Consider the following 19,322-nt stretch of genomic DNA (forward strand, 5'->3'; position numbering starts at 1 on the left):
GCTTGCTCGCGAAAAACTTCAGCGCACCGCGTTGATTCAGGATGTGGGCGTTATCGTTGACGCTTTTCGCGAGCAAGCTCGCTCCTACAAACGAAAAAACCCGCCGAAGCGGGTTTTTCTACAACGGTGTTAAACCGACAGTTCAACCAACAGCTTGTTCAGTCGGCGCACATAGGCGGCCGGGTCTTTCAGGCTGTCGCCAGCGGCCAGGGCCGCCTGGTCGAAGAGGATGTGCGACAGGTCGCCAAACCGCTCCTCGTTCTGCTCACCGTCGAGTTTCTCGATCAGCGGGTGAGCCGGGTTGAATTCGAAGATCGGCTTGGAATCCGGCACCTTCTGCCCGCTGGCTTCGAGGATCTGGCGCATTTGCATGCCCAGGTCCTGCTCGCCAATGGCCAGGATCGCCGGGGAGTCGGTCAGACGGTGGGAAACCCGCACTTCACTGACCGCTTCGCCCAGGGAAGCCTTGATCCGCTCAACCAGGCCTTCTTTGGATTTGGCGACTTCTTCCGCGGCTTTCTTGTCCTCTTCGGAGTCCAGGTTGCCCAGATCCAGGTCGCCACGGGCAACGTCGACGAACGACTTGCCGTCGAACTCGGTGAGGTAGCTCATCAGCCACTCATCAATACGGTCGGTCAGCAGCAGCACTTCGATGCCTTTCTTGCGGAAGACTTCCAGGTGCGGGCTGTTCTTGACCTGAGCGTAGGTTTCGCCAGTGAGGTAGTAGATCTTGTCCTGACCTTCCTTGGCACGTGCCAGGTAGTCGGCCAGGGACACAACCTGCTCGCCGTCGTCACCTTGAGTCGAGGCAAAACGCAGCAGGCCGGCAATTTTTTCCTTGTTGGCAAAATCTTCCGCCGGGCCTTCTTTCATGACCTGGCCGAAGTTTTTCCAGAAGCCCTGGTATTTCTCAGGCTCGTTCTTCGCCAGCTTTTCCAGCATGTCGAGCACGCGCTTGGTCAGCGCCGACTTCATGGAATCGATGATCGGGTCTTTCTGCAGGATTTCCCGCGACACGTTCAGCGACAAGTCGTTGGAGTCGACCACACCCTTGATGAAGCGCAGGTACAGCGGCAGGAAGGATTCCGCCTGGTCCATCACGAACACACGCTGTACGTACAGCTTCAGGCCCTTCGGCGCTTCGCGCTGGTACAGGTCGAACGGCGCGCGGGCCGGTACGTAGAGCAGCGAGCTGTATTCCAGCTTGCCTTCGACCTTGTTGTGGCTCCAGCTCAGCGGGTTTTCGTAGTCGTGACCGATGTGCTTGTAGAACTCCTGATATTCCTCGTCCTTGATCTCGGTACGCGGACGGGTCCACAGAGCACTGGCGCGGTTGACGGTTTCCCATTCCTCGGCCGGCTTCTCTTCGCCTTCGGCAACCGTTTGCTCTTTCGGCAGCTCGATCGGCAAGGCGATGTGGTCGGAGTATTTCTTGATGATGTTGCGCAGGCGCCAGCCGTCGGCGAATTCGTCTTCGCCATCCTTGAGGTGCAACACGATACGGGTGCCGCGGTCAGGCTTGTCGAGGGTGGCGATTTCGAACTCGCCCTCGCCTTTGGACGCCCAGTGCACACCTTCGCTGGCGTCGAGGCCGGCGCGGCGGCTGAACACTTCAACCTTGTCGGCAACGATGAAAGCCGAGTAGAAGCCCACGCCGAATTGGCCGATCAGGTGAGAATCTTTTTTCTGGTCGCCCGACAGGTTCTTCATAAAATCTGCGGTGCCGGATTTGGCGATGGTACCCAAATGGGTAATCGCGTCTTCACGGCTCATGCCGATACCGTTGTCTTCGAGAGTGACGGTCTTGGCGTCTTTGTCGTAGCTCACACGGATTTTCAGTTCGGCGCCACCTTCCAGCAACTCAGGCTTGGACAGGGCTTCGAAGCGTAATTTATCGACAGCGTCAGAGGCGTTCGAGATCAATTCGCGAAGGAAGATTTCCTTGTTGGAATACAGCGAATGGATCATGAGGTGCAGCAGTTGCTTCACCTCGGTCTGGAAGCCCAGGGTTTCCTTTTGAGTTTCCACACTCATGGTCATCAAACTCCAATTGGATGGCAGTGGCCGCACCCGGAAGGGTTGGCGGCGGGTTGTCATCAAAGTTGGGGGCTAAGACCGGGATTTCAAGAGCGGCAATTCCTCGATCTTGAAATGGGCGCGAGCGGTGGCAATCGGCTCGGTGGGGGCGGTTTGCCAGGCGGTGATCGCCACATTGGCTACACGCCGCCCCTGGCGGCACACCTGGCAGGTGGCGTAGGTGTCGCGAAACTGGCCGGCGCGCAGGTAATCCAGGGAAAAGTCGATGATTTTCGGCAGACCCGGGACGCCGGTGAAGACGAGCAGGTGCAGTGCCGCCGACAGCTCCATGAAGCCGGCGATCACCCCGCCATGCAGCGCCGGTAATATAGGGTTACCAATGTTGTCCCGGTTGGCCGGCAGGCGAAACAGCAATTCGTCTCCTGAGCGTGTGCATTCGACGCCGATCAGCTTTGCGTAGGGCACCAGATCGAGCAGTGCCGCGTAATCGCCGTGCTCAAGGGCTTGCTCCAGGCGCGTCTTGAATCGATGGGTCATGCCTGCTCTCCCTTGATCACGCTGCCCAGGCCCTGGGTGCCCTTGAGTCGCTTGCCCATGCGCATGAATGTGCCCACCACATGGGCAATGGGCTGCTGCGGGTCGTCCTGGTAGGCAAAGCCACGAGTAAAAATCACATCGGTGGTGACCCGGTAGCATTGGGCGAAGCCATACACCGGCTTATGCGGTTCGGCGGGATGCATATAGTCGATGCGCAAATCCAGGGTCGGGCAGACCTCGAACTCAGGCAGTACGCACAAAGTGGCCATGCCGCAGGCGGTGTCCATCAATGACGTCAGCGCGCCACCGTGGATGATGCCGGTACGGGGATCACCGACGATATGCGCGCCATAGGGCATCACCAAAGTCATGCCCTGCTCTGTCGCGGCATGGACCGTAATCCCCAGTACCTGGCAGTGGCGAAGCGCCCAAACAAAGCGGATAGCGCGGTCTAACAAGGGGCTTTCATTCATGTTTTTTAAATTCTTATTAGTCTGGATCGGCCGGATAGGTAATAATTTGGAAAGTTCCTGGCGAAAAGCTTTATATATCTGTGGAACACAAGGAACTAATGCTGGCCCCTTGAGTTCGAAAGGCCAGTAGATATCTTCAATAAGGAGAAACACCCATGCGCAAGACATTAGCTATTTCCATGATGCTGGCCGCTGCTCTCGGTCTGGCTGCCTGCGACAAGAAATCCGAAGACAAAGCCCAAGACGCCGCCGCACATTCTGAGCAAGCTCAGCAAGACATGGCGAAAGCACAGGATAAAGTGAACGACGCTGCGAAAGAAAACGCCGATGCTGCCAAAGCTCAGGCTGAATCGAACGCTGCCGCCGCCAAAGAAGCTGCACCTGCCGCACCTGCAGAGCCTGCCAAGCAGTAATTGCAGGGTGTAACGCTGTAGTGCTGCAAAAGATAGCCCGCTTATTAGAGCGGGCTTTTCTTTGTCTGCTGTTTATCCAGGCTCTTTAAGTCACGCTGTCTTTTGCGGGATCCGGGGCCTGCATATTTGTCGGGGTATACACCATCACCTGCAAAACGTCGGAGTGAAACTCGCGGCGGTAAAGCACTAACACCACCCCGCTGCTCATCAACATGAACAACCAGGGGCTGACGAACCAGGCCAGCATGGTCATGCCGAAATAATAAGCTCGCAGGCCAAAGTTGAACTGGTTGGCCGCCATCGAAATAACCCGCGCCGCGCGCAAGGCAAATGCATTGCGCTCCTGTTCCGATACATGCCGCTCGCCGATCATCGGCGCCGATCCCACCAGTACCGCGGCGAAGTTGTACTGGCGCATGCACCAACTGAAGGTGAAGAACGCGTAGACGAACACCAGCGCCAGGCACAGCAACTTGATTTCCGACATGCCCTGGGAGGCCTGCTGTACCAAGGGGATATCCGCCAGCAATGACACCGCCCGCTCCGAAGCGCCCAGCACGGTGAGAATGCCGGCGAGGATGATCAACGTGCTGGAGGCGAAGAACGAGGCGTTACGCTCCAGGTTACCGATCACACTGGCGTCGGCGATGCGGTTATCGCGCAGCAGCATGCGGCGCATCCAGTCTTCGCGATACAGGTGCAGCACGCTGGCCAGGCAGGCGGTGTCCCGGGCTTTCCAGGTGGCGTAACGGGTGTAGCCGCCCCAACACAGGATGAACCATAGGGCGGCAAGCAGGTGGATTTGATTGGTTTGAACGAACGACATGCGGGTCCTTTTATACGGTGCTGGGTGACGGAATGCAGACCAAATGTGGGAGGGGGCTTGCCCCCGATGGCTTGCTGCCAGTCACTGCATCTGTGACTGACCCACCGCTATCGGGGGCAAGCCCCCTCCCACATTTTTAAAGCATTCCAACTTTAGAAGGTTGTGGCCTCTCAAGCATAAAAAATGCCCCGTATCGATTGATACGGGGCATTTCGGTAATGCGTTGAACCGGTATTACGCGATGGCTTCGCTGCGCTTGCCCAACAGGCGATCAACCACCACCGCCACAACCAGCACCATCACCGACGGCACCAGCCACGCCAGGCCTTGCTCGCTCAGTGGCAAGTTAGCCAGCTGCGCCGGCATCCAATCGGCCAAGCCAGCGCCCTTGAGTGCATCAATGCAGCCGAAAATAAACGACACCAGCATCACCGGACCAACGATACGGCCCTGCTCCTGCCAGAAATCCTTACAGAAGCTCAAGGCCACCAACACGATGCACGGCGGGTAGATCGCAGTGAGCACCGGGATGGAGAACGCGATCAGCTTGGTCAGGCCCAGGTTGGACACGAACAGCGAAAACAGCGCCAGGATCACCACCAGGGTCTTGTAGGACAGCGGCAGAACTTTGCTGAAGTACTCAGCACAGGCACAAGTCAGGCCCACGGCGGTGACCAGGCACGCCAGGGAAATCAGCACGGCAAGGAAGCCACTGCCCAGGGAGCCGAAGGTATGTTGCACATAGGCGTGCAATACAGCGGCGCCATTGGCCGCCCCGGCGGCGACTTCATGGCTGCCCGAGCCCAGCCGGAACAGGCTGACGTACACCAACGCCAGACCTACGCCGGCAATCAGCCCGGCAATGATCGCGTAACGCGTGATCAGCTTCGGCGACTCGACGCCACGGGAGCGAATCGCATTGACGATGACGATACCGAATACCAGCGCGCCAAGGGTATCCATGGTCAGGTAGCCATTGATAAAGCCCTGGGAGAACGGCGCAGCGACGTATTCAGGCGTTGCGACACCGACGTCACCGGCCGGCAAGGCAAACGCGGCAATGCCGAGGATGGCCAACGCGATGATCTTCAGCGGCGCGAGAAAGCGACCTACGGTATCCAGCAGCCGTCCCGGATACAGGGAGACAAAGAACACCACCAGGAAGTACACCGAACTGTAGAGGAACAGCGCCAGCGGGCTTTCGCCGGTCAGCGGCGCCAGGCCCACTTCGAACGATACGGTCGCGGTACGCGGCGTGGCGAACAGCGGCCCTACCGCCAGGTACGCCGCCGCCGCCAGCAGGCCACCGGCGATCTTGCCGATCGGGCTGCTCAACGCATCCATACCGCCGCCCACCTTGGCCAACGCGATCACGGTGACGACCGGCAGGCCGACTGCTGTTATCAGGAACCCCAGGGCCGCCATCCAGACGTGAGGCCCGGACTGCAAGCCAACGATAGGCGGGAAGATGATATTGCCGGCGCCCACGAACAGGGCAAACGTCATAAAGCCCAACGCCAGGATGTCCTGGCCTTTCAACACTTTCATTTGAGGAAATACCACACTACTGAATCGGAATTTAGAGGGGGATTCCCTATGGATGAGGGAAATACTGCCGGCCCTTATAGGGACCGACCGTCTGGCGCGCAGCTTCCTTTTGGGATGCGGGCGCATAAAGAGGCGGTAAGGGTACAGAATTAGACTGACAAACGCACTGTTGCGGGGCGGACTGTCCGATAAGCGACATTCAAATGTCGCGTTTTCATACTTAATCTGACAATGCAATCAAATGTGGGAGGGGGCTTGCCCCCGATTGCGGTGGTTCAGTCACATCATCATGACTGACACTCCGCAATCGGGGGCAAGCCCCCTCCCACATTTGGATCTCTACCAACCTCAGATATGTTGCTGAACCCCGAATGCACAAAGGCCACCCGAAGGTGGCCTTTGTGTGGATGAAGCGTCAGCTAAGCGCGAGGCTTACTTGACAGCCCAGCCGGTCAGCTCGGACAAAGCCTTGCCGATGTCTGCCAGCGAACGCACGGTTTTAACGCCTGCGTCTTCCAGGGCAGCAAACTTCTCGTCTGCAGTACCCTTGCCACCGGAGATGATTGCGCCAGCATGGCCCATGCGCTTGCCCGCAGGGGCAGTCACACCAGCGATGTAGGAAACAACCGGCTTGGTCACGTGTGCCTTGATGTAGGCAGCCGCTTCTTCTTCAGCCGAACCGCCGATCTCGCCGATCATCACGATCGCTTCGGTCTTCGGGTCTTCCTGGAACAGCTTCAGGATGTCGATGAAGTTGGAGCCCGGGATCGGGTCACCACCGATGCCGACGCAAGTCGACTGACCGAAACCGGCGTCAGTGGTCTGCTTCACAGCTTCGTAGGTCAGGGTGCCGGAACGGGAAACGATACCGACTTTGCCTGGCAAGTGAATGTGACCGGGCATGATGCCGATCTTGCATTCGCCTGGGGTGATCACGCCTGGGCAGTTAGGGCCGATCAGGACCACGCCCAGCTCGTCGCACTTCACTTTAGCGTCCAGCATGTCCAGGGTAGGAATGCCTTCGGTGATGCACACGATCAGCTTGATGCCGCCGAATGCCGCTTCCAGGATGGAGTCTTTGCAGAAAGGTGCTGGAACGTAGATCACGCTGGCGGTAGCGCCAGTTTTTTCTACAGCATCTTTCACGGTATTGAACACGGGCAGGCCCAGGTGCTCGGTGCCGCCTTTACCAGGGGTTACGCCACCCACCATCTTGGTGCCGTATTCGATGGCTTGCTGGGTGTGGAAACTACCTTGCGAACCGGTAATACCCTGGCAGATAACTTTGGTGTCTTTATTGATCAGGACGCTCATTATTTGCCCTCCGCAGCTTTGACAACTTGTTGAGCAGCGTCGGTCAGGCTGGTAGCCGCGATGATGTTCAAACCGCTTTCTGCCAGTACTTTAGCGCCCAGTTCAGCGTTGTTGCCTTCAAGGCGAACAACAACCGGGATTTTAACGCCGACTTCTTTCACTGCGCCGATGATGCCTTCGGCAATCATGTCGCAACGAACGATGCCGCCGAAGATGTTGACCAGTACTGCGGCGACGTTGGAGTCGGACAGGATGATCTTGAACGCTTCGGTAACGCGTTCCTTGGTAGCGCCACCACCTACGTCGAGGAAGTTGGCTGGTTTGCCGCCATGCAGGTTGACGATGTCCATGGTACCCATGGCCAGGCCGGCACCGTTGACCATGCAACCGATGTTACCTTCCAGGGCCACATAGTTCAGTTCGAACTTGGCGGCGTGCGCTTCGCGCGGATCGTCCTGCGACGGATCGTGGAAAGTCTTCAGCTTCGGCTGACGGTACATGGCGTTGGCGTCGATGTTGATCTTGGCGTCCAGGCAATGCAGATCGCCGTCAGCCTTGATCACCAGCGGGTTCACTTCCAGCAGGGCCAGATCGTGATCCTGGAACAGTTTGGCCAGACCGACGAAGATCTTGGCGAACTGGGCAACTTGCTTGCCTTCCAGGCCCAGCTGGAAAGCCAGCTCGCGACCCTGGAAGGGCTGAGCGCCGACCAGTGGATCGATAGTGGCTTTCAGAATTTTTTCTGGGGTTTCTTCGGCAATCTTTTCAATGTCCACGCCACCTTCGGTGGAAGCCATGAACACGATGCGACGGCTCGAACGGTCAACGACAGCGCCCAGGTACAGCTCTTTAGCGATATCAGTGCACGATTCAACCAGGATCTTGGTGACTGGCTGGCCATTGGCATCAGTCTGGTAAGTCACCAGACGCTTGCCCAGCCACTGCTGTGCGAAGGCCTTGGCGTCTTCTTTGCTGCGAACCAGCTTGACGCCGCCCGCTTTACCGCGACCACCGGCGTGGACCTGGGCTTTGACAACCCACTCGCTGCCGCCGATCTTGTCGCAGGCTTCTGCTGCTGCTTCCGGGGTGTCTACTGCGTAGCCCTTGGAAACTGGCAGGCCGTATTCAGCGAACAGCTGCTTACCCTGATACTCGTGAAGATTCATGCTTTTTACCGTCTTCGTTAGGTACTGCGCATTCGGCGCTGCGCTCATTATGAGTGCCGCGCCACCTGTGACTGCTGCTTGCACAACCTGCGGGGCTTATGGCCCGTAAAGCTGCACAAGGCTGCGTCCAGCGGATATTCCGCGGTGAGTCTTGCGCGCAAGGCTCACGACGGGCAACTCCGCCGTGGTTTCTTATTATCTCGCTTAGCGCTTCTTGCGGTTGGCGATGTGGATGGCGCCGCCATTCACCGCCAACGCCGCTTCATGCAACGCTTCGGACAGGGTCGGATGGGAGAAGACCATCATGCCCAGGTCCTCGGCACTGGTGCCGAATTCCATACCGATAGCGCCTTGCTGAACCAGTTCTGCAGCGCTCGGGCCAATCACGTGGACGCCCAATACGCGGTCAGTCTTGGCATCAGCGATGACTTTGACAAAACCACCGGTGTCGTTGGCTGCCATGGCACGGCCAGAAGCGGCAAACGGGAAGGTGCCGACGTTAACTTCAACGCCTTCAGCTTTCAACTGCTGTTCGTTCTTCCCAACCCATGCAATTTCCGGATGGGTGTAGATAACCGATGGAATCAGGTCGTAGTTCATCTGGGTCTTGTGACCCTTGATGCGCTCGACAACCATGATGCCTTCCTCGGAAGCCTTGTGGGCCAGCATCATGCCACGAACCACGTCGCCGATCGCGTAAACGCCCGGTACGGTGGTTGCGCAGTGATCGTCAACGTGGATGAAACCACGCTCATCGATGCTCACACCGCTGTCGGAGGCCAGCAGGTCGGTGGTCACTGGACGGCGACCAACGGCTACGATCAGCTTGTCGAAGGTGATGGTCTGCTCGCCTTCCTTGTCGGTGTAGGTCACTACAACTTCTTCGCCGTTGACCTTGGAACCGGTCACACGGGCGCCCAGCTTGATGTCCAGACCCTGTTTGGTCAGGGTCTTGTAGGCTTCCTTGGACACCGCGGTGTCGGCAGCCAGCAGGAAGGTGTCCAGGGCTTCGAGCACGGTCACTTGCGAACCCAGGCGGGACCATACCGAACCCAGCTCCAGGCCGATGACGCCGGCGCCGATCACGCCCAGGCGCTTGGGGACGGCCTGGAATTCCAGGGCGCCGGTGGAATCGACGATCACGTTCTGATCAACGGGAGCAGGTGGAATGTCGATTGGACGCGAGCCCGGTGCCAGGATCACGTTTTCGGCTTCGATGACTTCAACCGAGCCGTCCGGCTTGGTGATTTCAACTTTCTTGCCGGCCAGCAGTTTGCCGTGGCCTTGCAGGGAAGTGACGCCGTTGGCCTTGAACAAGGTCGCAACGCCGGAAGTCAGGCCTTTGACGATGTTGGCTTTGCGGCCGACCATCGCTGGCACGTCCATGGTCACGCCGGCGTGGTTGATACCGTGGATCGCGAAACCATCCTGGGCTTCGTGGAATTTCCAGGAGCTGTCCAGCAGCGCCTTGGAAGGAATGCAACCGACGTTGAGGCAGGTACCGCCCAGCGCCAGTTTGCCTTCCTTGTCGGTGTACTTTTCGATGCAAGCAGTGGAGAGGCCCAGTTGCGCGGCCTTGATGGCGGCAACATAGCCGCCAGGGCCTGCACCAATCACTACAACGTCAAATTTCTGTGTCATGAAAATAGATCCTCTATTTGCGACAAGCTTCTAGCCCCAGGCTGCAAGCCAAGCTGCTTTTTCCTACAGCTTGTAGCTCGCAACCTGAAGCGGCTTCAATCAGATATCCAGCAGCAGACGAGCCGGGTCTTCCAGCAGGTTCTTGATGGTCACCAGGAACGTCACGGCTTCTTTACCATCGATCAGGCGGTGATCGTAAGACAGCGCCAAGTACATCATTGGGCGGATCACGACCTGGCCGTTGATGGCCATCGGACGCTGGATGATGTTGTGCATGCCCAGAATCGCGGCTTGCGGTGGGTTGACGATCGGCGTCGACATCATCGAACCGAAGGTACCACCGTTGGTGATGGTGAAGGTACCGCCGGTCATCTCATCAATGGTCAGCTTGCCGTCACGGGCTTTCTTGCCGAAGCCGGCGATGCCGCCTTCGATTTCGGCCAGGCTCATCAGCTCGGCATTACGCAGAACCGGAACCACCAGGCCACGATCGCTGGACACGGCAACGCCGATGTCTGCATAGCCATGGTAGACGATGTCGGCGCCGTCGATGGAAGCGTTGACTGCCGGGAAGCGTTTCAGCGCTTCGGTGGCCGCTTTCACGAAGAACGACATGAAGCCCAGGCGCACGCCGTTGTGGCTCTTCTCAAAGAGGTCCTTGTACTTCGAACGCAGCGCCATGACTTCAGTCATGTCGACTTCGTTGAACGTGGTCAGCATCGCCATGTTCGACTGTGCTTCAACCAGGCGCTTGGCCACGGTGGCACGTACACGAGTCATCGGCACGCGTTTCTCGGTGCGGTCGCCGGCGGCAAACACAGGCGCAGCGGCAGCAGGTGCAGCTGGCTTGGCAGGTGCGGCAGCCGGCGCGTTTTTCTTGGCTTCAACCGCGGCCACCACATCTTCCTTGGTGACACGGCCGTCTTTGCCGGTGCCCTTGATGGAAGCCAGGTTGATGCCGTTTTCTTCAGCCAATTGACGCGCAGCCGGTGCAGCGATTGGGTCTTCGCCACCCGCAGCCGGTGCGGCGGCAGGTGCCGAAGCGGCAGCCGGTGCTGCCGCAGCAGGGGCCGGAGCAGCAGCGCTGCCCTCTTCGATCGAGCCCAGTACCTGGTTCGACAGAACGGTAGCGCCCTCTTCCGCCACGATCGGGCCCAGCACGCCGTCGGCTTCGGCCAGCACTTCCAGTACGACTTTATCAGTCTCGATGTCGACGATCAGGTCGTCACGCTTGACGGCCTCGCCTGGTTTCTTGTGCCAGGTGGCGACGGTGCCATCGGCAACCGATTCCGGGAATGACGGGGCTTTGATTTCGATAGCCATTATCTGTAGGTCCTTAAAATTCGGTTTCAGTCAGCGCGAAAGCGTTAAACGGTGAAAGCATCTTGCAGCAGTTTTTCCTGCTGCTCGGCGTGCATCGACGCATAACCACAGGCAGGTGCAGCAGACGCATCACGACCGGCGTACTCCAGGCCCAGGGCCCTGTTGTGGTTGCCGATGCTGCGACGCAAATGATGCTGGCTGCTGTACCAGGCGCCCTGGTTCATCGGTTCTTCCTGACACCACACCACATTCGTGAGGTTGGTGTAAGGCGCGATGATCTCCATGAGGTCATCTTCCGGGAACGGGTAAAGCTGCTCGATACGCACGATGGCGATGTCTTCGCGGCCTTCGGCACGGCGTTTTTCCAGCAGATCGTAATAGACCTTGCCGCTGCACAGGATCAGGCGAGTGACCTTGGCGGCGTCCAGCGTATCGATTTCCGGAATCACGGTCTGGAACGAACCTTCGGCCAGATCTTCCAGGGTCGAAACGGCCAGTTTGTGACGCAACAGCGATTTCGGAGTCAGCACGACCAGTGGCTTGCGCAGCGGGCGGATCACCTGGCGACGCAGCAAGTGGTAGATCTGCGCCGGGGTCGTCGGCACGCACACCTGGATGTTGTGCTCGGCGCACAGCTGCAGGTAACGCTCCAGACGGGCCGAGGAGTGCTCAGGGCCCTGACCTTCATAACCGTGTGGCAGCAGCATGGTCAGACCGCACAGACGGCCCCACTTGTGCTCGCCGCTGGTGATGAACTGGTCGATAACCACCTGGGCACCGTTGGCGAAGTCGCCGAACTGGGCTTCCCAGATCACCAGCGCCTGAGGCGTGGTGGTCGAGTAGCCGTATTCGAACGCGAGTACGGCTTCTTCGGACAGGAACGAATCGTACAGGTCGAAACGCGGCTGGCCTGCGTACAGGTTCTGCAACGGGATGTAGGTGCCGGCGTCTTTCTGGTTGTGCAACACGGCATGGCGGTGCGAGAACGTACCGCGGCCGATGTCCTGGCCGGTCATGCGGATCGGGTGACCTTCGAACGCCAGGGTCGCGTACGCCATGGTTTCGGCGTAACCCCAGTTGATCGGCAGGCCGCCGGCTTGCATCTTCTGACGATCTTCGTAGATCTTCGAGACCTGGCGCTGAACCACGAAGCCTTCCGGAATTTCCAGCAGCTTGGCGGACAATTCCTGCAAGGTCTTCAGATCGAAGGTCGTATCGTGACGCGCAGTCCAGGCGTGGCCCAGGTACGGACGCCAGTCGACGAACAGCTCTTTGTTCGGTTCCTTGACCAGACTTTTTACAACATGCAGACCATTGTCCAGCGCGTTGCGGTATTCATCGATCTTCGCCTGAACACGCGCCTCATCAACAATACCGGCCTTGGTCAGGCTTTCGGCATACAGCTCACGGGTAGTGCGCTGCTTGGCGATCTGCTGATACATCAACGGCTGTGTGCCGCTTGGCTCATCCGCTTCGTTGTGACCGCGACGGCGATAGCAAACCAGGTCGATGACCACGTCACGCTTGAACTGCATGCGGTAGTCGACAGCCAGTTGGGTCACGAACAGTACGGCTTCCGGATCATCGCCATTCACGTGCAGGATCGGCGCCTGGATCATCTTGGCAACGTCGGTGGCGTACTCGGTGGAGCGCGCATCCAGCGGGTTGCTGATGGTGAAGCCAACCTGGTTGTTGATGACGATGTGAACGGTACCGCCAGTCTTGAAGCCGCGAGTCTGCGACATCTGGAACGTTTCCAGGACCACGCCTTGACCGGCGAATGCCGCGTCACCGTGGATGGAAATCGGCAGGACCTTCTCGCCAGTGGCGTCGTTACGACGATCCTGGCGCGCACGCACCGACCCCTCGACCACCGGAGAAACGATTTCCAGGTGGGATGGGTTGAACGCCATGGCCAGGTGAACTTCACCGCCGGTGGTCATCACGTTGGACGAGAAACCCTGGTGGTACTTGACGTCACCGGAACCCAGCTCGACCTTCTTCTTGCCTTCGAACTCGTCGAACAGCTCGCGCGGGTTCTTGCCGAAGGTGTTGACCAACACGTTCAGGCGACCACGGTGAGCCATGCCGATCACGACTTCCTTGGTGCCGTAGGAACCGGAACGCTGAATCAGCTCGTCGAGCATCGGAATCAGGCTTTCACCGCCTTCCAGGCCGAAACGCTTGGTGCCCGGGTATTTGGTACCCAGGTATTTTTCGAGACCTTCAGCGGCAGTCACGCGCTCAAGCAGGTGGCTGCGCACATCGGCGGACAATACCGGGCGGCCACGCACGCCTTCCAGGCGATGCTGGAACCACTGGCGCTGCTCGGAATCGGTGATGTGCGTGAATTCAGCGCCGATGGTGCGGCAATATGTCTGCTGCAACGCTTCGTGAATTTCGCGTAGGCTCGCTTCCTCTTTGCCGATGAACAGGTCGCCGGCACGGAAGGTCGTATCAAGATCGGCATTGGTCAAGCCGTAATGATTGATCGACAGGTCAGCCGGTGCAGGACGCTGCCAGAGCCCCAGCGGGTCAAGCTGGGCCGCCTGGTGGCCGCGCATGCGGTAGGCCTGGATCAGTCGCAGTACTTCAACTTGCTTCTTCTCGTGCTCACTGCTCACGCTGCCGGCGGAAACCGGTTGGGCGCGGCGCTGGTTCTTTGCCAGCAGCACGAAATGATCGCGAATCGCAGCATGCGATACATCGGTGGCAGCGTTGCCGTCTGAAGACAACGTCTGAAATTTGGTGCGCCATTCTTCTGGCACAGCGTTAGGGTCGTGCAGGTAGAGCTCATAAAGCTCTTCCACATAGGCAGCGTTACCACCTGAAAGATAGCCGCTGTTCCACATGCGCTGCATCACGCTTTCTTGCATGCTTGGTCACCCTCGATTTGGGGACACCACCGGCGAAAACACCGAGTCTGCTTGCAAAAGGCCAAGTGCAGCGACCAGAACAAGCCACTAGGATCACGCTGATAGTTCGGGTACCAACCCGAATGCCCCTGCTTGTCTCATTTCTTCAAAATAAGAGCTGCGGCTTTGTAAGTCGCTGCTCAAGTTAAAACTACGGCGCCGGTTGAAGCCTGCGCCGCAGCATTTACGGGCACAACGGTCCTGCTTTTACTGCAACGCCAGTTACACGCCGCTCTGCAGCAGCATGTTACGGATGTGACCAATGGCCTTAGTCGGGTTCAGGCCTTTGGGACATACGTTGACGCAGTTCATGATCCCGCGGCAGCGGAATACGCTGAACGGGTCATCCAGTGAAGCCAGACGCTCGGACGTCTTGGTGTCACGGCTGTCTGCCAGGAAGCGATAGGCTTGCAGCAGCGCAGCCGGGCCCAGGAACTTGTCCGGGTTCCACCAGAAGGACGGGCACGACGTCGAGCAGCAAGCGCACAGGATGCACTCGTACAGACCGTCGAGTTTCTCACGCTCTTCCGGGGACTGCAGACGTTCGATGGCCGGAGCCGGCGTGTCGTTCTGCAGGAATGGCTTAACTTTCTCGTATTGCTTGTAGAAGATGCTCATATCGACGACCAGGTCACGGATGACCGGCAAACCTGGCAGTGGACGAACGATCAGCTTGTTGCCCTTGACCACGGCCGACAGCGGCGTGATGCACGCCAGGCCGTTTTTGCCGTTGATGTTCATGCCGTCGGAACCGCACACGCCTTCACGGCAAGAGCGACGATAGGAGAAACCTTCGTCCTGCTCTTTGATCAGTGCCAATACATCCAGCACCATCAGGTCTTTACCACCGGTATCAACCTGGAACTCCTGCATGAACGGCGCAGCGTCCTGATCAGGGTTGTAGCGATAAACACTGACTTTCAACATGGCAGTCACCCTTAGTAAGTCCGAATCTTCGGTTCAAACGTCGGCACCGTCTTCGGCGAGAAGTTCACGGCACGCTTGGTCACGCGCTTGTCACCCGGGAAGTACAGGGTGTGGCACAACCAGTTCTCGTCGTCGCGGTCTTCAAAGTCTTCACGGGCGTGGGCACCACGGGACTCTTTGCGAACCTCGGCGGCGATCGCCGTCGCTTCAGCTACTTCCAGCAGGTTCTGCAGCTCAAGGGCTTCGATACGAGCGGTGTTGAACGCCTGGCTCTTATCGTTGATCTTGACGTTGGCGATGCGCGTGCGCAGGTCGGCCAGCTGGGCGATACCCTTTTGCATGTATTCGCCGGTACGGAACACACCGAAGTAGTTCTGCATGCAGCTTTGCAGCTCGCGACGCAGGGTTGCCACGTCTTCGCCATCCGTGCGCTCGTTCAGAGCGTTCAGGCGCGCCAGGGCGGCCTCGATGTTGGCGTCGGTGGCGTCATCGTATTCGATGCCGTCGGTCAGGGCTTTTTCCAGGTGCAGGCCGGCAGCGCGGCCGAATACCACCAGATCGAGCAGCGAGTTGCCGCCCAGGCGGTTGGCACCGTGAACCGATACGCACGCCACTTCGCCTACCGCGAACAGACCGTGAATGATCTCGTCCACGCCTTCGGCGTTCTGGGTGATCGCCTGGCCATGAATGTTGGTCGGCACGCCGCCCATCATATAGTGGCAGGTCGGAACCACCGGAACCGGAGCAACCACCGGGTCAACGTGAGCAAAAGTCTTGGACAGCTCGCAGATACCTGGCAGACGGCTGTGCAGCACTTCTTCGCCCAGGTGATCGAGCTTGAGCAGTACGTGGTCGCCGTTCGGGCCACAGCCGTTGCCGGCGATGATTTCCTTAACCATCGAGCGAGCAACAACGTCACGACCAGCAAGGTCTTTCGCGTTCGGAGCGTAACGCTCCATGAAACGCTCGCCGTGCTTGTTGATCAGGTAACCACCTTCACCACGGCAACCTTCTGTAACCAGTACACCGGCGCCGGCGATGCCGGTCGGGTGGAACTGCCACATTTCGATGTCTTGTACCGGCACGCCGGCACGCAGCGCCATGCCAACGCCGTCGCCGGTGTTGATCAGGGCATTGGTGGTCGACGCGTAGATACGACCTGCACCGCCCGTCGCCAGCACGGTAGCCTTGGCGCGGATGTAGGTGGTTTCACCGGTTTCGATGCAGATGGCAATCACACCGACGAACTCGCCCTTGCCGTTCTTCACCAGATCGACAGCGTAATACTCGTTCAGGAACGTGGTACCGGCTTTCAGGTTGCCCTGATAAAGCGTGTGCAGCAGCGCGTGACCGGTACGGTCGGATGCGGCGCAGGTACGGGCAGCCTGCCCGCCTTTACCGTAATCCTTCGACTGACCGCCGAATGGACGCTGGTAGATACGGCCTTGCTCGGTACGGGAGAACGGCAGACCCATGTGATCCAGCTCGAACACCGCGGCCGGGCCTTCCTGGCACATGTATTCGATAGCGTCCTGGTCACCGATGTAGTCGGAACCCTTGACGGTATCGTACATGTGCCAGCGCCAGTCATCGTTCGGATCGGCGGAAGCGATGGCGCAGGTGATGCCACCCTGGGCCGATACGGTGTGGGAACGGGTCGGGAACACCTTGGTGATCACGGCGGTCTTGTGACCGCCCTGGGCCAGCTGCAGCGCAGCGCGCATGCCGGCACCGCCGCCACCAATAATGATGGCGTCGAATGAAATAGTTGGAATGTTAGCCATGAATCAGATACCCCAAAGAATCTGCACACCCCAGACGAAGTAAGCGAACATCGCGATGCCGCATACTGCCTGGAAGAGGAAACGGACTGCGGTCGCGGACTTGCCCAGCGCCATTGGCGTCAGGTAGTCGGTCGCGATGGTCCACATGCCGACCCAGGCGTGAGCGCCCAGGGCTACAAGGGCCAGCAGGCTGAAGATTCGCATCGCATTGTGGGCGAACAGGCCATGCCATTGCTCATAGCCGATGCCCGGGTTTGCGACGAGGTATCCGATCAGGAAAATGAAATAAGCCGCGAGAACGACCGCAGACACACGCTGTGCCATCCAGTCATAGAGGCCCGAACGCGACAGATTCGTTACGCTGGTTACCATATCCAAACTCCTGCCAGAACGATCAGCACCACGGAAATGGCGATGATGATTTTCGAGCCCAGGCGGCCGCCTTCCAGCGTCTCACCGATGCCCATGTCCATGATCAAGTGGCGCACACCGGCTACCAGGTGATACAGAAGAGAGGACAGGAGGCCCCATGCTACGAACTTGGCCAGCGGGCTGGTCAAGGTTGCCTTCACCTCGGCGAAACCTTCCTCGGAACCCAGGGATTTGCTCAATGCATAAAGCATGATGCCCAGGCCCAGGAACAGGATGATGCCGGAAACACGGTGCAGGAACGACGTAACGCCGGTGATGGGGAGTTTGATGGTCCTTAGGTCTAGGTTTACAGGTCGTTGGCTATTCACGGCTTTTTTTCACACTGAAGAGCCCCTAACAATCAGGGCAAAGTTGTTGGGGAGTGCGACTGGTCAGGTAAGCACCACCCAGGGAGTGCGACCCCCAATGAAAGCAAGCCCAAAAGCCCTTGGCGGTCGGTGGCCGAGTATAGACAGTTAGGTTACTAATGACAACGCGCACACCTCACCCTAATAGCGGATTGCGCTGGCGGGATAAAAGGCGTAAATGGCGCTCAATTTCGACGAAATAGTAGGGTTAAAGCCTTCTGGAGCAAGACTTTAGGCAAATTGACATCTGAATTTATCTCACTATAGTGGTGCGGGCCCTGCGTGGGGGGTCTGTCTGATGATTTGAAGCATAAATAGGAGGCCACATGGCTGACAAAAAAGCGCAGTTGATCATCGAGGGCGCAGCCCCCGTCGAGCTGCCCATTTTAACCGGCACCGTTGGTCCCGATGTAATCGACGTAAGGGGCCTGACGGCCACGGGCCGTTTCACTTTCGACCCAGGCTTCATGTCGACCGCCTCTTGCGAGTCGAAGATTACCTATATCGATGGCGATAATGGCATTCTGCTTCACCGCGGCTACCCGATCGAGCAACTCGCCGAACAGTCGGACTATCTGGAAACCTGCTACCTGCTGCTAAATGGCGAATTGCCAACAGCCGAACAGAAAGCCCAGTTCGTCAGCACCGTGAAGAACCACACCATGGTTCACGAGCAGTTGAAGACCTTCTTCAACGGCTTCCGTCGCGACGCTCACCCGATGGCCGTCATGTGCGGCGTGGTTGGCGCCCTGTCGGCCTTCTATCACGACTCCCTGGACATCAATAACCCGCAGCATCGCGAAATTTCCGCGATCCGCCTGGTTGCCAAGATGCCGACCCTGGCCGCAATGGTTTACAAGTACTCCATGGGCCAACCCATGATGTACCCGCGCAACGACCTGACGTACGCGGAAAACTTCCTGCACATGATGTTCAACACGCCGTGCGAGATCAAACCGATCAGCCCGGTGCTGGCCAAGGCCATGGACCGGATCTTCATCCTCCACGCCGACCACGAGCAGAACGCCTCCACCTCTACCGTGCGTCTGGCGGGCTCTTCGGGTGCCAACCCGTTTGCCTGTATCGCCGCCGGCATCGCCGCACTGTGGGGCCCTGCCCACGGCGGTGCGAACGAAGCCGTATTGACCATGCTCGATGAAATCGGCGATGTCTCGAACATCGACACGTTCATCGCCAAGGCCAAGGACAAGAACGATCCGTTCAAGTTGATGGGCTTCGGCCACCGGGTCTACAAGAACCGCGACCCGCGCGCCACCGTCATGAAGCAGACCTGCGACGAAGTGTTGAAGGAACTGGGCATCAAGAACGATCCGCAACTCGAACTGGCCATGCGCCTGGAAGAGATCGCCCTGACCGACCCGTACTTCATCGAACGCTCGCTGTACCCGAACGTCGACTTCTACTCGGGGATCATCCTCAAGGCGATCGGTATTCCAACCAGCATGTTCACCGTGATCTTCGCCCTGGCGCGGACCGTGGGCTGGATCTCCCACTGGAAGGAAATGCTCTCCAGCCCGTACAAGATTGGCCGCCCGCGCCAGCTGTACACCGGCTACGAGTCGCGTGATATCACCAAGCTGGAAGATCGCAAGTAGGCATTTAGCTGCGAGCTTTACTG

At 58.5% G+C, this 19,322-nt stretch carries 16 protein-coding genes; 2 read left to right on the top strand and 14 right to left on the bottom strand.

The window, feature by feature from the left end:
- Positions 1-129: 129 nt before the first annotated feature.
- The 3 genes from htpG to TU82_RS08560 all read right to left on the bottom strand — a co-directional run bounded on the left by htpG (position 130) and on the right by TU82_RS08560 (position 3,047).
- The gene (htpG, locus tag TU82_RS08550) at positions 130-2,034 is read right to left on the bottom strand and encodes a molecular chaperone HtpG (RefSeq protein WP_057723270.1); all 1,905 of its coding nucleotides are present in this window, start codon (positions 2,032-2,034) and stop codon (positions 130-132) included.
- 75 nt (positions 2,035-2,109) lie between these two features.
- On the bottom strand, positions 2,110-2,574 hold the full coding sequence (locus TU82_RS08555) for a PaaI family thioesterase (RefSeq protein WP_057722668.1): 465 nt from the start codon (positions 2,572-2,574) through the stop codon (positions 2,110-2,112).
- Complete coding sequence (locus TU82_RS08560) at positions 2,571-3,047, bottom strand: PaaI family thioesterase (protein WP_057722670.1); 477 nt, start codon at positions 3,045-3,047, stop codon at positions 2,571-2,573. Before TU82_RS08560 ends, TU82_RS08555 begins: the two co-directional genes overlap by 4 nt.
- Before the next feature lie 155 nt (positions 3,048-3,202).
- Here TU82_RS08560 and TU82_RS08565 point away from each other — a divergent pair, with 155 nt between their 5' ends.
- A complete protein-coding gene (locus TU82_RS08565) occupies positions 3,203-3,460 on the top strand; it encodes a hypothetical protein (protein ID WP_057722672.1) in 258 nt (85 codons plus the stop codon).
- Positions 3,461-3,545: 85 nt separating this feature from the next.
- Here the strand turns inward: TU82_RS08565 and TU82_RS08570 are convergent, their stop codons facing one another.
- The 11 genes from TU82_RS08570 to sdhC all read right to left on the bottom strand — a co-directional run bounded on the left by TU82_RS08570 (position 3,546) and on the right by sdhC (position 17,644).
- Positions 3,546-4,286 (bottom strand): DUF599 domain-containing protein, encoded by a 741-nt coding sequence (locus TU82_RS08570; RefSeq protein WP_057722674.1) that lies wholly within the window; start codon positions 4,284-4,286, stop codon positions 3,546-3,548.
- A gap of 234 nt (positions 4,287-4,520) precedes the next feature.
- Positions 4,521-5,834: a branched-chain amino acid transport system II carrier protein gene (brnQ, locus tag TU82_RS08575; RefSeq protein WP_057722675.1), complete on the bottom strand. Its 1,314-nt coding sequence runs from the start codon at positions 5,832-5,834 to the stop codon at positions 4,521-4,523.
- A 432-nt stretch (positions 5,835-6,266) separates the two neighbouring features.
- On the bottom strand, positions 6,267-7,148 hold the full coding sequence (sucD, locus tag TU82_RS08580; protein ID WP_057722677.1) for a succinate--CoA ligase subunit alpha: 882 nt from the start codon (positions 7,146-7,148) through the stop codon (positions 6,267-6,269).
- Positions 7,148-8,314: an ADP-forming succinate--CoA ligase subunit beta gene (gene sucC, locus TU82_RS08585; RefSeq protein WP_016979559.1), complete on the bottom strand. Its 1,167-nt coding sequence runs from the start codon at positions 8,312-8,314 to the stop codon at positions 7,148-7,150. The genes sucD and sucC overlap by 1 nt, the downstream gene beginning before the upstream one ends.
- A gap of 204 nt (positions 8,315-8,518) precedes the next feature.
- Entirely contained in the window at positions 8,519-9,955 is a 1,437-nt protein-coding gene (lpdA, locus tag TU82_RS08590) for a dihydrolipoyl dehydrogenase (protein ID WP_057722679.1), read from the bottom strand.
- Between the two features lie 99 nt (positions 9,956-10,054).
- On the bottom strand, positions 10,055-11,278 hold the full coding sequence (gene odhB / locus TU82_RS08595; RefSeq protein ID WP_057722681.1) for a 2-oxoglutarate dehydrogenase complex dihydrolipoyllysine-residue succinyltransferase: 1,224 nt from the start codon (positions 11,276-11,278) through the stop codon (positions 10,055-10,057).
- 44 nt (positions 11,279-11,322) lie between these two features.
- Positions 11,323-14,154 (bottom strand): 2-oxoglutarate dehydrogenase E1 component, encoded by a 2,832-nt coding sequence (locus TU82_RS08600; RefSeq protein WP_057722683.1) that lies wholly within the window; start codon positions 14,152-14,154, stop codon positions 11,323-11,325.
- 261 nt (positions 14,155-14,415) lie between these two features.
- On the bottom strand, positions 14,416-15,120 hold the full coding sequence (locus TU82_RS08605; RefSeq protein WP_003172807.1) for a succinate dehydrogenase iron-sulfur subunit: 705 nt from the start codon (positions 15,118-15,120) through the stop codon (positions 14,416-14,418).
- A gap of 11 nt (positions 15,121-15,131) precedes the next feature.
- Positions 15,132-16,904, bottom strand: a complete 1,773-nt coding sequence (gene sdhA / locus TU82_RS08610; protein ID WP_057722685.1) for a succinate dehydrogenase flavoprotein subunit — start codon at positions 16,902-16,904, stop codon at positions 15,132-15,134.
- A gap of 3 nt (positions 16,905-16,907) precedes the next feature.
- Complete coding sequence (gene sdhD, locus TU82_RS08615; protein WP_003233245.1) at positions 16,908-17,276, bottom strand: succinate dehydrogenase, hydrophobic membrane anchor protein; 369 nt, start codon at positions 17,274-17,276, stop codon at positions 16,908-16,910.
- Complete coding sequence (gene sdhC, locus TU82_RS08620; protein ID WP_057722687.1) at positions 17,270-17,644, bottom strand: succinate dehydrogenase, cytochrome b556 subunit; 375 nt, start codon at positions 17,642-17,644, stop codon at positions 17,270-17,272. Before sdhC ends, sdhD begins: the two co-directional genes overlap by 7 nt.
- A gap of 365 nt (positions 17,645-18,009) precedes the next feature.
- Between sdhC and gltA the strand changes: the two genes are divergently transcribed.
- Positions 18,010-19,299 carry a citrate synthase gene (gltA, locus tag TU82_RS08625; RefSeq protein WP_003233249.1) on the top strand — a complete coding sequence of 430 codons (1,290 nt, stop codon included), beginning with the start codon at positions 18,010-18,012 and terminating at the stop codon, positions 19,297-19,299.
- Positions 19,300-19,322: the final 23 nt, after the last annotated feature.

Source organism: Pseudomonas orientalis (genome assembly GCF_001439815.1).
Taxonomy (GTDB): Bacteria; Pseudomonadota; Gammaproteobacteria; order Pseudomonadales; family Pseudomonadaceae; genus Aquipseudomonas; species Aquipseudomonas orientalis.